This is a genomic window from Bradyrhizobium sp. Cp5.3 (assembly GCF_000426265.1).
Lineage (GTDB): Bacteria > Pseudomonadota > Alphaproteobacteria > Rhizobiales > Xanthobacteraceae > Bradyrhizobium > Bradyrhizobium neotropicale.
Genome location: NZ_AUFA01000072.1, coordinates 1 through 14,196 on the forward strand (window position 1 = coordinate 1; position 14,196 = coordinate 14,196).

14 protein-coding genes and 2 pseudogenes are annotated in these 14,196 nt (G+C 62.1%); 9 read left to right on the forward strand and 7 right to left on the reverse strand.

The window, feature by feature from the left end; translation table 11 throughout:
- The first annotated feature begins 586 nt into the window (after nt 1-586).
- Nucleotides 587-1,870, forward strand: coding sequence for a cystathionine gamma-synthase family protein (locus K289_RS0138635; protein WP_027556257.1), 1,284 nt, complete (start codon nt 587-589; stop codon nt 1,868-1,870).
- Here K289_RS0138635 and K289_RS51160 read toward each other — a convergent pair.
- The gene (locus K289_RS51160; RefSeq protein WP_156918422.1) at nt 1,867-2,046 is read right to left on the reverse strand and encodes a hypothetical protein; all 180 of its coding nucleotides are present in this window, start codon (nt 2,044-2,046) and stop codon (nt 1,867-1,869) included. The genes K289_RS0138635 and K289_RS51160 overlap by 4 nt on opposite strands.
- A 138-nt stretch (nt 2,047-2,184) precedes the next feature.
- On the reverse strand, nt 2,185-2,436 hold the full coding sequence (locus K289_RS0138640; protein WP_027556258.1) for a DUF1127 domain-containing protein: 252 nt from the start codon (nt 2,434-2,436) through the stop codon (nt 2,185-2,187).
- 254 nt (nt 2,437-2,690) lie between these two features.
- Here K289_RS0138640 and K289_RS52670 point away from each other — a divergent pair.
- Nucleotides 2,691-2,831, forward strand: a pseudogene (locus K289_RS52670) (transcriptional regulator); the annotation flags it as partial.
- 228 nt (nt 2,832-3,059) lie between these two features.
- A complete protein-coding gene (locus K289_RS0138645; RefSeq protein ID WP_245284128.1) occupies nt 3,060-4,175 on the forward strand; it encodes an adenylate cyclase 3 in 1,116 nt (371 codons plus the stop codon).
- A 113-nt stretch (nt 4,176-4,288) separates the two neighbouring features.
- On the opposite strand, the gene K289_RS0138650 is transcribed toward K289_RS0138645, so the two are convergent.
- Nucleotides 4,289-4,705, reverse strand: a complete 417-nt coding sequence (locus tag K289_RS0138650) for a CHRD domain-containing protein (RefSeq protein ID WP_027556260.1) — start codon at nt 4,703-4,705, stop codon at nt 4,289-4,291.
- 154 nt (nt 4,706-4,859) lie between these two features.
- Here K289_RS0138650 and K289_RS0138655 point away from each other — a divergent pair, with 154 nt between their 5' ends.
- Nucleotides 4,860-5,789, forward strand: a complete 930-nt coding sequence (locus tag K289_RS0138655; RefSeq protein ID WP_027556261.1) for a cytochrome c — start codon at nt 4,860-4,862, stop codon at nt 5,787-5,789.
- A gap of 11 nt (nt 5,790-5,800) precedes the next feature.
- Here the strand turns inward: K289_RS0138655 and K289_RS0138660 are convergent, their stop codons facing one another.
- Nucleotides 5,801-6,046, reverse strand: a complete 246-nt coding sequence (locus tag K289_RS0138660) for an Lrp/AsnC ligand binding domain-containing protein (protein WP_027556262.1) — start codon at nt 6,044-6,046, stop codon at nt 5,801-5,803.
- 201 nt (nt 6,047-6,247) lie between these two features.
- On the opposite strand from K289_RS0138660, the gene thiD reads away from it, so the two are divergent.
- From thiD to K289_RS0138685, 5 genes are all read left to right on the forward strand, one after another.
- Nucleotides 6,248-7,048, forward strand: a complete 801-nt coding sequence (gene thiD / locus K289_RS0138665; protein WP_027556263.1) for a bifunctional hydroxymethylpyrimidine kinase/phosphomethylpyrimidine kinase — start codon at nt 6,248-6,250, stop codon at nt 7,046-7,048.
- Nucleotides 7,049-7,277: 229 nt separating this feature from the next.
- Nucleotides 7,278-8,090, forward strand: coding sequence for a UDP-2,3-diacylglucosamine diphosphatase (locus K289_RS0138670; protein WP_027556264.1), 813 nt, complete (start codon nt 7,278-7,280; stop codon nt 8,088-8,090).
- The gene (locus tag K289_RS0138675; RefSeq protein ID WP_027556265.1) at nt 8,090-9,133 is read left to right on the forward strand and encodes a glycosyltransferase family 1 protein; all 1,044 of its coding nucleotides are present in this window, start codon (nt 8,090-8,092) and stop codon (nt 9,131-9,133) included. The genes K289_RS0138670 and K289_RS0138675 overlap by 1 nt, the downstream gene beginning before the upstream one ends.
- Before the next feature lie 65 nt (nt 9,134-9,198).
- On the forward strand, nt 9,199-10,182 hold the full coding sequence (locus K289_RS0138680) for a threonine/serine dehydratase (RefSeq protein ID WP_027556266.1): 984 nt from the start codon (nt 9,199-9,201) through the stop codon (nt 10,180-10,182).
- Nucleotides 10,183-10,497: 315 nt separating this feature from the next.
- Nucleotides 10,498-10,752 (forward strand): hypothetical protein, encoded by a 255-nt coding sequence (locus tag K289_RS0138685; RefSeq protein WP_027556267.1) that lies wholly within the window; start codon nt 10,498-10,500, stop codon nt 10,750-10,752.
- A gap of 123 nt (nt 10,753-10,875) precedes the next feature.
- On the opposite strand, the gene K289_RS0138690 is transcribed toward K289_RS0138685, so the two are convergent.
- From K289_RS0138690 to K289_RS51975, 3 genes and pseudogenes are all read right to left on the reverse strand, one after another.
- On the reverse strand, nt 10,876-12,177 hold the full coding sequence (locus K289_RS0138690) for a metallophosphoesterase (RefSeq protein WP_027556268.1): 1,302 nt from the start codon (nt 12,175-12,177) through the stop codon (nt 10,876-10,878).
- A gap of 309 nt (nt 12,178-12,486) precedes the next feature.
- Nucleotides 12,487-13,569: an AI-2E family transporter gene (locus tag K289_RS46875; protein ID WP_051311292.1), complete on the reverse strand. Its 1,083-nt coding sequence runs from the start codon at nt 13,567-13,569 to the stop codon at nt 12,487-12,489.
- A gap of 457 nt (nt 13,570-14,026) precedes the next feature.
- Nucleotides 14,027-14,196 (reverse strand): annotated as a pseudogene (locus K289_RS51975) (IS5/IS1182 family transposase); the annotation flags it as partial.

Here is a 14,196-nt window from a genome sequence, read left to right on the forward strand (position 1 = left end):
GCCATGATGGCCAGGAACGAACGCTACAGGGAACCTGCCGCTCTCGCGGCGTAAACGAGATCACACCGGACAGCCCGGCGTGACGCAACGGTTGGGAAGGCGAACAGCACGTAATGCAGTGCCGGTCGATCCGGCGATCAGGACAACCCACTAGGGCCACAGCATCATCGAATGCGTGCTTTTGACCGGGACCTGATCCGCGGAGGGCATTATGGCCAGCGGTCATGAGTACCGCGCAAACAGGCCGAACACATGGCTGCTCCGACCAATGCTGCGACGTGAAGATTCTTCTTGCCAACCCGGAGCCGTCCACACATGGGCCCTTCGCCGACGTTCCTTCGCGCTGCGTCGATACCGGTTGCTCCGACAAAGCGGCATCGCTTCGCCGAACAACGTCAAAGGCAAAATTTGTCCGCCTGACCTGACGGATCGCTGTCAGAGCGGCGCGTATGAGCTATCTTCAACTTGAGCCGCCGCGACGTTGATGCGAGTCGTTGGGTGCCGGCGCATCCAAATCCTGGTTGCTCCACCATCGCAGAGTTCCAACGCGCGGCGAGGATCTGGATCACGAACAGCGAGACAGGCCATGGTAAAACCGTTTCCGTCGAAGACCCACATCGGCAACCATATGCTGCATCCCGAAACGCTGATGCTGACCTATGGCTACGATCCGCAACTCTCGGAAGGGGCCATCAAGCCGCCGGTGTTCCTGACCTCGACCTTCGTCTTCAAAACGGCCGAGGACGGACAGGATTTCTTCGATTTCGTCTCCGGCCGGCGCGAGCCGCCGGAGGGGATGGGCGCGGGCCTCGTCTATTCGCGCTTCAATCACCCCAACAGCGAAATCGTCGAGGACAGGCTCTCGGTCTACGAGCGCGCCGAAAGCTGCGCGCTGTTCTCGTCAGGAATGTCGGCGATCGCTACGACGATTCTCGCCTGCGTCCGGCCGGGCGACGTCATTCTGCACTCGCAGCCGCTTTACGGCGGGACCGAAACCCTGCTTGCCAACACGCTTGCGCGTTTCTCGATCAGTGCGGTCGGCTTTGCCGACGGCCTTGACGAAGCGGCGGTGAAGCAGGCCGCAGAGGAGGGCGCAAAAAAGGGGCGGATTGCGATGATCCTCATCGAAACTCCGGCCAATCCGACCAATGGCCTGGTCGATATCGCGATGATCCGCCGCGTCGCCGACGCGATCGGCAAGATGCAGGGACACACGCCCATCATCGCCTGCGACAATACCTTGCTCGGGCCGGTGTTTCAGCGACCGATCGAGCACGGCGCGGATCTTTCATTGTACTCGTTGACCAAGTATGTCGGCGGTCATTCCGATCTCATCGCCGGTGCCGCGCTCGGCTCAAAGGCGATCATGAAGGACATCAAGGCGCTGCGCGGCGCCATCGGCACCCAATTGGATCCGCACTCCTGCTGGATGATCAGCCGCTCCCTCGAGACCTTGAGCATCCGCATGGAGAAGGCCGATGGGAATGCGCGCCTCGTGGCGGACTACCTGCGCGACCACGCCAAGGTGGCGAAGGTCCACTATCTCGGTCATCACGAGGAAGCTTCAGTGGCCGGACGCGTCTTCGCACGGCAATGTCTCGGAGCCGGATCGACGTTCTCATTCGACATCGTCGGCGGCCAGCCGGCGGCGGTGAAATTCCTCAACGCGCTGCAGATCTTCAAGCTGGCGGTGAGCCTCGGAGGCACCGAATCGCTCGCCAGCCTGCCTGCGACAATGACCCATTCCGGTGTTCCCGCCGACATCCGCCGGAAGATCGGCGTTCTCGATTCCACGATCCGGCTATCGATCGGAATCGAAAACCCGTCTGACTTGATCGCGGACCTCGCGCAGGCGCTGAGCGGAGCTTAGGCCGCCCCCGAGGGGGCGAGCGAGTAAACGGCGGCAACGCACCTTGCTCCGTCATTGCGAGCGCAGCGAAGCAATCCAAAATCTTTCCCGCGGAGACCGTCTGGATTGCTCGCCTGCACCTCGTCACGAGGATCGAAGTTCGGCGGCATATCTCGTTCCATCAGCACCTTGATCATGAACCCCTCCGGGCCGGACGCAGGCGCGTCAACCTATAGTCTAGTCTCGAAGCGTGGATGAAGCGAAGCGAAATCGGGGAAGCACGGAGGTCTTCGCCGGTGAAGTGCCGGTATCTGGCAGGTCGTGCTGCGCCGGACTTACGCCGTGCGCGAATTGCTCACGATGTCTCGCGGGTCGATATCGCGGTTCGAGGCAACATAGTCGATCTCGCCGCGCGTGGTGCCGATGTCCATCAGCTCCAGGTCACTTAGGCCTGACAAAGTGCCGCGCAATCGCTGGCGCTCACGATGTGCCTGAAAGGCATCCCAGTATTTCCGGATCAGGCTGGAGACGTGCCATGTCGATACCGATTTCCGTTCCAGCCAAATTGTGCCGTGGATCATGGTCATGTCGGTGCCTCCGGTGGGTATTTTCCACCTGGCGAAGGTGCCCGAAGACCGGCGGGCGCGCTTAACCGGCAGCTTACATTTTCCCTATCGGCGGCTTATTCTTGCGGTGTCCAGCGGGCCGAAACGCCCACCCGGTCGCCGGGGGGCTCACCCAAGGGATTCGCATCTTGCGCTATCTCTTTGAGGAGTATGCATTCGACGCGGAACGGCGGGAGCTGCGTCGCGGGACGGATCTGGTCTCCGTTGCCCCGCAGGTGTTCGACCTCCTCGATTACCTGATCCGCAACCGGGAGCGCGTCGTGGGCAAGGACGAGCTCATCGATGCCATCTGGCAGGGGCGAAGCGTGTCCGATGCCGCGCTGACGACCCGCCTCAACAGCGTGCGATGCGCGATCGGCGATTCCGGCGAAGAGCAGCGGCTGGTAAGGACACTGCCACGCAGAGGCTTTCGCTTCGTCGGCAAGGTCCGCGAAACGCTCGCCGCCGCGGACACGGAAGCAGTTGCCGACAGCGGAGCCGAGGCGCCGAAACCCGCGCTCTCGCTTCCCGACAAACCCTCGATCGCGGTCCTCCCGTTCGCCAATTTGTGCTCCGATCCGGAGCAGGACTATTTTGCCGATGGCATGGTCGAGGACATCATTTTGGGACTGTCGCGTTCGAAGTCTCTTTTCGTCATCGCGAGACATTCGACTCTGGCCTACAAGGGGAAGGCAATCGACGTCAAACAGATCGGCCAGGAGCTGGGCGTTCGCTACGTGCTCGAAGGCAGTGTGCGCAAGGCCGGAAATCGCCTCCGAATCGCCGGTCAGTTGATAGATGCGACAACCGGGACGCATCTCTGGGCAGACCGGTTTGACAGTGAAATAGGAGATCTTTTCGACCTGCAGGATCGGCTGACGAGCAGCGTCATCGGCGCAATCTCCCCGCAACTGGAGCGCGCCGAAATCGAGCGCGCCCGACGTAAGCCGACCGACAATCTTCAGGCCTACGACTATTATCTCCGGGCATTTGCCGCCTTCTTCAATTTCACGGAGAAGGCAAGCATCGAGGCGATCGAGCTCGCAAAGATTGCCCGCGAACTCGATCCTGAATTCGCGCGCGCATACGCGCTCGGCGCCCGTTGCTATGTCCTGAGAAGGGTCTTCGATTGGACCACCGATGTAGCCCACGAACGCAGTGAAGCCGAGCGACTCGCGAGGCGGGCGATTGACCTTGATGGGAACGATCCATCGGTTCTTGCAACGGCAGGACACGCGCTCGCCCAGCTTGCCGGTCAGGTCGAGGAGGGCGAATCCCATCTCGCGAGAGCGATCAAGCTGGACCCAAACCTCGTCATCGCACGGCATTGGAGCGGATGGAGCCAGCTTTGGCTTGGTCGCGGCGACGCCGCAGTCGAGCAGTTCAGCATCGCATTGCGTCTGAACCCGCTCCATCCGCATGGGAGCTGCAACGCCCTGACGGGGCTGGCTTACGCTTATTTCCTCGCCGGCCGAAATGAGGACGCCTTGTCCTGCGCGGCGGCCGCCATCAGGCTGATCCCGATCTTTCCGCCCGCGCAGTTCATTCTGGCGGCATGTCACGCCGCATCAGGCCGCGTTGAGGAAGCGCAGCGGATCTGCGCCCACGCGATGCAGCTATTTCCCAACAAGCGCATCGCTGCGTACACATCGCGCATGCGTCGACTGGACGATGCCGAAATGCTGGCGCAAGCGCTCCGGATCGCCGGCATGCCGGAATGAGGGCGAGCCGCGAGCTCATCTTCCTGCAATGACGTATGATGCGTGCGCCAGACTCGAAAAGGCCGGACGCTCCCTCCTGCGTCCGGCCTCCGCCGACGAGGCAGCCGTGAGACTTACTTCGTCACCTGACCGCGGATCTCGCCGCCCGGATTGGCCGCGGTGTGGATGTTGACGTAGAGCTTGCCGGCGAGCAGATCGGCGGCCTGCGCGTCCGTGAGCGTCGCGCTGCCTTCGACGGGGCTCGATGTGGCGTTCGGGATCGCGATCGCGACGCCGGCGTTCTTGCCGGACTCGGCGGGCCCGTGGAAATGGGCAGCCGTGGCGGGGCCGGAGAGGCCCGAATAGGTGAGCTTCCAGGACAGCTTCTTGCTGGCGGCGTCGTAGTCCAGATCGGCCGTTCCGGTGCCGCTGCTGGTCGTGGCCGGTACCTCGGCCTTGCCGTCGAGCGTTGCTTTCAGCTTCTCGGCGCTGGCCGGACCCGCAAAAGCAACAGTGCCCAGCGCTAACACGGCAATGACGGTCTTGTTCATGACATTCTCCCTGGTGGCCTCGTTGGCCTGCGAAACTTCCAACAGCCAACGTTTCAGTTTATTCCCGTTTCCAGCGGGGACAGGCTAAATTCTTCGTGGCTGGAGTTGCAACGACATCGGCCATAGGTTCGCTGGCCACGAGTGGATGGACCGCATGTTGCAACGAACAATTTCCGTGGCGCTGCTCGCAACGATTGCCGCGGCAGGCGTCTACTGGTGGCTCAGCGCGCCGGCCGTCGGCTTTGCCGTCACGGCACCCGCCCACACGCCGAATCTTGCCAATGGCGAGGAGATGTTCAACGCCGGCGGCTGCGCCTCATGCCATGCCGTGCCCAACCAGCCCGACCGCACCCGGCTAGGCGGCGGCGTCGCGATCCGCTCGCCCTTCGGAACGTTCTACGCGCCCAATATCTCGCCCGATCCGAACGATGGCATCGGACGATGGCAAGAAGCTGAATTCGTCAACGCGGTGATGAAGGGGGTCTCGCCGTCCGGACAACATTATTTTCCGGCCTTTCCGTACACATCGTATCAGCATGCCAGGCGCGAGGACGTGCTCGATCTCTTCGCCTATCTGAAAACGCTTCCCCCCGTCGCGGGCAAGGTGCGCGATCACGACGTGCGCTTCCCGTTCGACATCCGGCGCAACGTCGGCATATGGAAGCTCCTGTTCATGGACGGCAAGCCGTTCGCGCCCGAGACCGCGCAGTCGGCGCAATGGAATCGCGGGGCCTATCTCGTGAACAGCTTTGGCCACTGCGCGGAATGTCACAGCCCGCGCAATATTCTTGGCGGTATCATCAGCGGAGAGCGCTTCGCTGGCGGACCCAATCCGGAAGGGGAGGGCTGGGTCCCCAACATCACCCAGAAGCGCCTTGGCGATTGGAGCGCGAAGGATATTGCCTACTTCCTGAAGACCGGCGAACTGCCCGACGGCGACAGCGCCGGCGGCGCGATGACGCGGGTGATCAAGAACACCTCGCTATTGTCGGACGCGGACCTTGCGGCGATGGCGGATTACGTCAAGTCGCTGCCGCCGGTCGACGGACCGACGCCGCCGAAGCGGAAAAAAGAGGGCAGCTAGCGCTTCCAGCCCTAGCTGCTCCCGAAGGCCTTGAAGGTGATGATGGTGTGGGTGTCCTGGATGCCCGGCAGGATCTGCACCTTCTCGTTGATGAAGTGGCCGATGTCGGTGTCCTTGTCGACGTAGAACTTCACCAGCAGGTCGTAGTCGCCGGCCGTGGAATAGATCTCGGAGGCGATCTCGGCTTCTGCGAGCGCGTTGGCGACCGTGTAGGACTGGCCGAGCTTGCATTTGATCTGGACGAAAAAAGGAACCATCGCGGTTGCTCCGAAGGGCATGATCTGGCGGCTAATAGGCCAAAACCGGCCCCATTTAGCAAGCGAACTTGCTGCCCTCCGGCGCAAGCTTGCTTGCTGCCCCGGGCGCAAGCTCGCTTGCTGCCCCCGGGCGCAAGCTTGCTGCCCCGGGCTATGCGCGCTAGGACGGATGATGGTCCCCGAAATGCGGAAAATCGCACCATGACGACGCCCGTGGCGCTCACCATTGCCGGCTCCGATTCGAGCGGCGGCGCCGGCATTCAGGCGGACCTGAAGACCTTCGCCGCGCTCGGCGTCTATGGTGCCTCCGCGATCACGGCGTTGACGGCGCAGAACACCAAGGGCGTCACCGGCATTCACGCCGTGCCCGCCGAGTTCGTCACCGCGCAGGTCGATGCCGTGTTCTCCGATCTCGATGTCGGTGCGGTGAAGATCGGCATGGTGGCGCAGGCTTTGAGCATCGATGCGATCGCGGCCGCGCTCGCGCGCTGGTCGCCCCGGTACGTGGTGCTCGATCCCGTGATGGTCGCAACCTCCGGCGACCGACTGCTGGCTTCCGAGGCCGTCGAAGCCCTGCGCACGAAGCTGATACCGCTCGCCTCGGTGCTGACTCCCAATTTGCCGGAGGCCGCGGCTCTCCTGGACGAGCCGGTCGCCTCGAGCGAGGCCGACATCGAGGGCCAGGGCAGGCGCCTTCTGGCGCTCGGCTGCCGCTCCGTCCTGATCAAGGGCGGCCACAGCGAGGGCGCCGAGAGCACCGACTATCTCGTCGATTCGGATAAAACGATCCCGCTGGCCGCGCCCCGCGTTGCCACCAAAAACACCCATGGCACCGGCTGCTCGCTATCCTCTGCCGTGGCGGCTGGTCTCGCCAAGGGCGAGGGGCTCGAGGACGCGGTGCGCAACGCCAAGACCTGGATCAGCGCGGCGATCGCAGCCGCCGACCGCTTCAGCGTCGGCCATGGCCACGGGCCGATCCATCATTTCCACAGGTTCTACTGACCTCGGCCGCGATTGCGGCCGGATCCGCGCGGCGACCCGCCGGCGTTAACCAACAAACCTAGGGGTTCCCGGGGTTTTGCGGACGCCTCTGCGGCGCCATGTCGCCTGATTGTCGCATGCGGCTGATATCCGGCTGACAGGGCGAGGCAAGGTTTGATTCGTATCTGAGGGTGCCTCACAGGTTCAATTGGTCATCCCCCTGTCACGGGACATTGTTACAGGCTGGCGCATGGGAAGTTACGATGTGAGTGACGAGAGCCCGGAGCGGCGCTTTCGCACGTTGTTCATCTCCGACGTCCATCTCGGAGCCCGCGGCTCGCAAGCCGATCTTCTGCTGGACTTCCTGCGCTACCATGACGCCGATACCATCTACCTCGTCGGCGACATCGTCGACGGCTGGGCGCTGAAATCGAGCTGGCACTGGCCGCAATCGCATAACGACCTCGTCCAGAAGCTGCTGCGCAAGGCGCGCAAGGGCGCCAAGATCGTCTACATCCCCGGCAATCACGACGAGTTCCTGCGCAACTATTACGGCACGCATTTCGGCGGCATCGACGTCGTCGAAAACACCGTCCACACCGGCGTGGACGGCAAGCGCTATCTCGTCATCCATGGCGACATCTTCGACCTCGTGGTGCAGAACGCGCGCTGGCTCGCCCATCTCGGCGACAAGGCCTACGACTTCGCGATCCAGATGAATCGCTTCGTCAACTTCTTCCGCCGCATGTTCGGCGTGCCCTACTGGTCGCTGTCGCAATGGGCGAAGCAGAAGGTCAAGAACGCCGTCAACTATATCGGCGCGTTCGAGCAGGCGCTCGCCGCCGAGGCGCGGCGCCACGAGGCCGACGGCGTGATCTGCGGCCACATCCACTATGCCGTGATCCGCGACGAGGCCGGCATCCGCTACATGAACTGCGGTGACTGGGTGGAGAGCTGCACGGCGCTCGTCGAGCACGACGACGGCCATTTCGAGATCATCACCTGGGCGGATCAGTTGCGAAAGGCGGCGCCTGTCCCACAGGTCGCTGCAAGAGCTGCGTAATGCGCATCCTGGTCGCGACCGACGCCTGGCACCCGCAAGTCAACGGTGTGGTTCGGACGCTGACCAAGCTCGCTGACGCGGCCAAGGCGCTCGACGTCGAGTTCGCGTTCCTCACGCCGCAATCGTTCCGGACCTTTGCGATGCCGAGCTACCGCGACGTACGCTTGGCAATGCCCCGCCCGGCGCGGATCGCCAAGCTGATCGAGGAAGCGCGCCCCGACAGCATCCATATCGCGACGGAAGGGCCGATCGGCCTGATGGTCCGCCGCTATTGCCGCCAGCGCAAGCTGCCGTTCACGACCAGCTTCCACACCCGCTTTCCCGAATATGTCCGCGCCAGGGTGCCGGTTCCGGGCTCCCTGATCTGGCGCGCGCTGCGCCGCTTCCACAGCGCGAGCAGCGCGGTGATGGCGGCGACCCCGGCGCTCGCCCGCGAGCTCAGCGAGCGCGGCTTCGACAATGTCGTGCTGTGGCCGCGCGGCGTCGACACCCATCTGTTCCATCCGCGCGCCATCGACCTCTGCCTGCCGGCACCGGTGTTCCTTTCGGTCGGCCGTGTCGCGGTGGAAAAGAATCTCGAGGCCTTCCTCGACCTCGACCTGCCCGGCACCAAGGTGATCGTCGGCGACGGCCCGGCGCGGGCGTCCCTCGAAGAGGCCTATCCTGAGGCGATCTTCCTGGGGGAGAAGCACGGCGAGGCTCTGGCGGAAATCTACGCTGCGGCCGACGTCTTCGTGTTTCCCAGCAAGACCGACACGTTCGGCCTGGTCCTCCTGGAGGCGCTGGCGAGCGGGCTGCCGGTTGCGGCCTTCCCGGTGAAGGGCCCCCGCGACGTGATCGGCGACGCGCCGGTCGGCGCGCTGGATCACGATTTGCGCAGCGCCTGCCTTGCGGCGCTCGACATCTCCCGGCAGGCCTGCGTCGAATTTGCCGCCAATTACACCTGGGAGGCCTCGGCGAGGGCCTTCGTCGACAGCATCCGGGCGGTCGGCGCGGTGCTGCCGGGCCGGAACGGGGTGGAGCAGGCGCGCTTCGTCGCCTGACGGCCGCAGACCCTCGCGCGGAGGTGTCTTGCCCGCGCCTGATCAGGCGCGATACAAATTACCCCATGACGGAACAGCCCCTCCCGGTCGGCCCTGCCGACATCGATGCCGCAGCGCGCGTGATCGCGCCCTTCGCCATCCGCACCCCGCTGTTGTCCTTTCCCGTGCTCAACGAGCGCGTCGGCGCAAAGGTCTTTTTGAAGCCGGAGATGCTCCAGCGCACCGGCTCCTTCAAGTTCCGCGGCGCCTTCAACAAGGTGTTCTCGATCCCGCCGGACAAGCGTTCCGGCGGTGTCGTCGCGTTCTCCTCCGGCAACCACGCCCAGGGCGTGGCGGCGGCGGCAAAGATCCTCGACATGCAAGCGACCATCGTGATGCCGGCGGATGCGCCGCTGTCCAAGCGCGAGCGCACCAAATCCTATGGCGCCGAGGTCGTGTTGTATGACCGCGACCGCGACGACCGCGAGGCGATCGCGCGCGGCATCGCCGAGAAGCGCGGCGCGACGCTGGTCAAGCCCTATGACGATCCCTTCGTGATCGCCGGGCAAGGCACCGCTGGCCGCGAGATCGCCGAAGACATGGCGAGCCTCGGCATCATGCCCGACATCGTGGTGGCGCCGGCCTCTGGCGGCGGCCTGATCGCGGGCGTCGCGACCGCCGTGAAGGCGCGCTATCCGCAAGCCCAGATCGTCGTGGCCGAGCCCGAGGCGTTCGACGATCACACCCGTTCGCTCGCCGTCGGTCATCGCGAGCCGCATCCGCCCGCGGGCCGCACCATCTGCGACGCGCTGATGGCGCTGATGCCCGGCGAGATGACGTTCGCGATCAACAGCAAGCTGCTGGCGCGGGGCGTCACCGCCTCCGACGCTGAGGTCGGCGCGGCCGTGGCGTTTGCCTATCGCGAGCTGAAGCTCGTGGTCGAGCCGGGCGGCGCTATCGGCCTTGCCGCGCTATTGGCCGGCCGTCTTGATGTCGCCGGCAAGAACGTCGTGATCGTGCTGTCGGGCGGCAATGTCGATGCCGACCTGTTCGCCGAGCTCGTTGCCTAGGGTGTGTGCTTATAAAATCGCGTGACAGCGATCTTGGTCAATGTCCGCTTTGGCCTACCTCGCGGACTCAACTCGGACATCTCCCTAGGTTCGAGAAGGGCCACTTCCAGACTCATGCATCGCAGCAAGTTGCGTCGCTGGGCGCGCGCTCGTCAGCCAGCTCACCACGGAAGGTCAGGTCATCTACCATGGCGATGGGACCAGTGAGGCGATGCGACCATTGTCCCACCACCCAATCCTTATGGAGCGGCAGTAAGTGCGGGCACAATCTCCTACTCGTTCACTGACACCCCTGAGGGTGATCACGCATATCGTATGGCCGTCAAGCCCGGCACCTTTCAGGGTATGCTGAACGCCGGGCCAAATGCTGGCCAGCAATTCTCCATAGAGGGGGAAAGCATGCTGTTCCGGGTCTCCGATGACGGAAAGAAGATTACAGCCGCGATAGACAAGCCATACGTCGAGAAAATTACCTTTTCGGAATCGTCGGAGGCTGTTTCCCGCATCTGCACGTCGATTAGTAACCAGTCGCTGGTCGACGAATCCGTTACGGTGGGGACGAGCAGATGACCACGCTGGTTGCGATTGGCCGATTCGTCGTGTCCGTCGCAACATCGGCGCAAGCTCCGATGCTTGCGCCGATTCCTCAGTCAGGCGAACATCACGCAAGTCGCGGCCGCCTGCGGTCCGGGGTCAAAAATCAACGACCGTCCTCGCCGGCACGGCTTCCGATGATTTGGGAGCCTTACCGAGCGTTACGAGCCGCTGCAGCCAAGTAAGTTCGCGCTCAGGCGTTTTAGGAAACGCCACGTAGGTGATCACGACATGATTGTTTTCCGTTTCAATGCAAAAATAATTGAGGCGAAACGAGGGATAGTAGACTGCTGGTAATAGTCCAAAGTGGACTGGGACGCGGTGTAAGAGCTTCAGCCAAGTTCCCGTGTTCAGGACCACCTGACCGCCTGGTCCCGGTCGTTTTAGAAACGCTCCATGAGTATGTCCGAAGACGAAAACCGCCACGCTGCCGTCTGCTTGGAACACTTGCTGAGCCGCTTTTAGATAACATTCCTCGGAATCGAGGTTTGGGCTGATTCCGTAGTCGGTGAGGAGCCGAAACCGAGTGAGAGTTCGTTTGAGGTCGCGCTGAACTACCGCTGCAGGAACGCCGAACAGCACCAGGAATATGGAATTGATCGCGATCACCACTTGAAGAACGTTGTCGATGATTCCAAGCCTGCTCATGAGCGGATTGTGAAACAGAATATTGTAATCGAAGATGCCGACTACCCGGAGCAGTTCGCCCGCGATCGCCACCATCGTCACTCCGGCGAGAAGTAAAAATGGCAGCAGCACCCAGCGCAGCACTGCGCTCATTTCCCGGTAGAAGTAGTTGGACAGAACCCAGTCAGGTATCTGCATCGTGCCAACTGAGCGAATATCCTTGAGCCAATTTCCTCTTCCGAAATCGGAATGCCGGCTCGCTCCGCTAACAAAGGTTTGCGTGATGAAGTATCCGACCGGAAGTGCGTAGGGACTACCATAGTCGGGAAAAGCGTTGAATTCGTCGCGCTGCTGCCCGTGCTCAATCCAGATCTTTTTGTCGCCTACGGCACGGATCAGGACCAGGCTAGTGTCGAGATGAATGTTGTATTGTCGTAGCTTGGTGGAAAATTCGGCATTGCAGGCAAGCTCATAGTCATGATTGCCGACCATCATGGTGATCTTGATGCGCTTCCCAGTATCGCGGAGTTGATCGAAAATGGCTTGGTGCGCCGCAACTATGTGATCAAGCTTCTCGGCTCCCCGCACGAGGGTCAGTTCCCAGAACCCGAACGTATCGCCGACAATTAGCAGTTCGGTGTCGGCACTTTCTTTTTCCAATTGCTTTAGAAAAGCAACGAACTCGGCGGTGTAATCGCAATTCTGCAGCTGGCCGTCACCGCCCATGTGGAGGTCGCTAACGAAGTAGTATTTGCGGACGGCATCTTGCTGCATGACCGATCAACCTTGTGCGGTTCCCGTCTCCTCGCCAGTATACCGATTTCGAAGCGGTCAGTCAGCGGGACGCCAGCCGCTGCACATCCGAGGTCCGTGGCTGCCCTCCCGAATTGGTTGGCGCCACGGGCGCTGCCCCCTCATGGCTACCGACCTGCTGCACCACCCAATTTCGGCAGCTCTGAGCCAAGCGACATTCCATGGCAAGGCTGTGCGCCATGATGCCACCCGAACAATGTCTTGGCCTTTTTCATATCGAGGCATGTCAATCCGACAGCCTTGCAATGGGCGAAATCGTAGAACCGAGCATCAGGATTCGAGGGGCGGCTTTGTCGCGGTCGACGCGTAAAGCGAACTCGCATAGTAGGTTCTCAAGGCAAAACGGGCCAGCACGCCGATGGCAGAAGCGAGCGGCACCGCGATCAACAGGCCGACAAAGCCGAACAAATAGCCGAAGGCGAAAAGCGCGAACATCACCCAGACCGGGTTCAGATGCACGCGTCGACCCACCAGATGCGGCGCCAGAACGTAATCGGCCAGCGATTGTCCGACGACGAAGACCGCCGGCACAAGCCAGATCGGTCTCCAGTCCGGCGAGAATTGCGCGATTGCGATGCACGTGGAGACAACCAGGCCGGAGAGCGATCCGAGATACGGGATGAAGCTGATCAACCCGGCCGCGATGCCGATCAGGACCCCGTGGTCGAGACCGATTAGGCGTAGCGCAGCAGCATAGTACACCGCGAGGACGAGGCAGAGAGTGCTCTGCCCTCGCACGAAACCGCTGATCGTCTTGTCGATTTCGCGCGCAAGCGCCTGCGCGGTTTCCCGATGGGCCGGCGGGACCCAATTATCGATCGTCGCAACCATTCTGTTCCAGTCGTAGAGGAGGTAGCAAGCAACGATCGGCGTGACGATACCAATCGAAACGATAGAGATCAGAGCTCGTCCCCCCGACCAGGCCGACCGGAGGATGCTCTCGAGCCAACCGCTCGCAAACTTTGTCAATTCGCCGATCGAGCGCTCGGTTTCGCCGAGGCCCTCGCCGACGATCTTGCTTAGCCAGGGCCAGTTTGGATCGGTTGCCAGCGCATGCACCCGCCGGACGTAGAGCGGCAAGTGCTCGACGAAAAGCGAAAGCTCACGGATGATCACGGGCACCGTGAGAATGATGATGACCGCGATGAGAGTAACGCCGAAAGCAATGATGGCAAGCGTGGCGACGAGCCGGTTCACGCCGAGCCGCTCCATCCGATTGGCGAGAGGGTCGAGAAGATAGGCAAGCACCATGCCCGCTACAAACGGCAGCAGAACCTGATGCAGCAGAACGACGACCGCTGCAATGGCCGCGAAGATTGCTATCCAAAATAGGATCGGCCGGCTGGTACTCATGCGCAAGACGCCGTTGGAATGACCGCGCTAGGCCGTATCGTTATTAACTGGCGGCGTTGGCGACCGCCTGGTTTCAAGCCAAATTGATCGAAGCACCTCGAATGCGCTATGCAACTTCGGCAGATTATGTCTGTGCATTTGCAGCGTTGCGGAAGGTGACTCACAGTTGAAAAAAGCGTCTGCAGCAGTTCAAGTTCGCATTAGCTGGAATATCTCGCGTACCAAATCCGGTCGCATGTCCAACTATCTGTCACAGCTTCATCTAACCTCAGCACGAGAGCCCTACAAATCGCCAAGGTCCGGTCTGGGTCTTGGTTGTGTGGAAATGGATAGCTCGGAAGCGGCCGTAGTCGACAATCGTTGCAGGCCGCCGATGTTTTCGCGTCGGATCGTCCAATAGCCGGCTGAGGTGGTTATAGCGACGCGCGGTGGCGCTTTTGGACGCACTTCCGCGCGTTCAGGTGGCGCGGATTGCTGCAATCAGGCTCGGTTTGCCGACGATGTTCATCACCCGAGTGAGGTTATAGGCCAGGACGTGCAAAGCCATCTCGGCGGCGACGTTCCGTAGGCGCTTCATCAAGAAGTGGGTTGCACCCATACGGGCCTTGATCGTGCCAAAGGGATGCT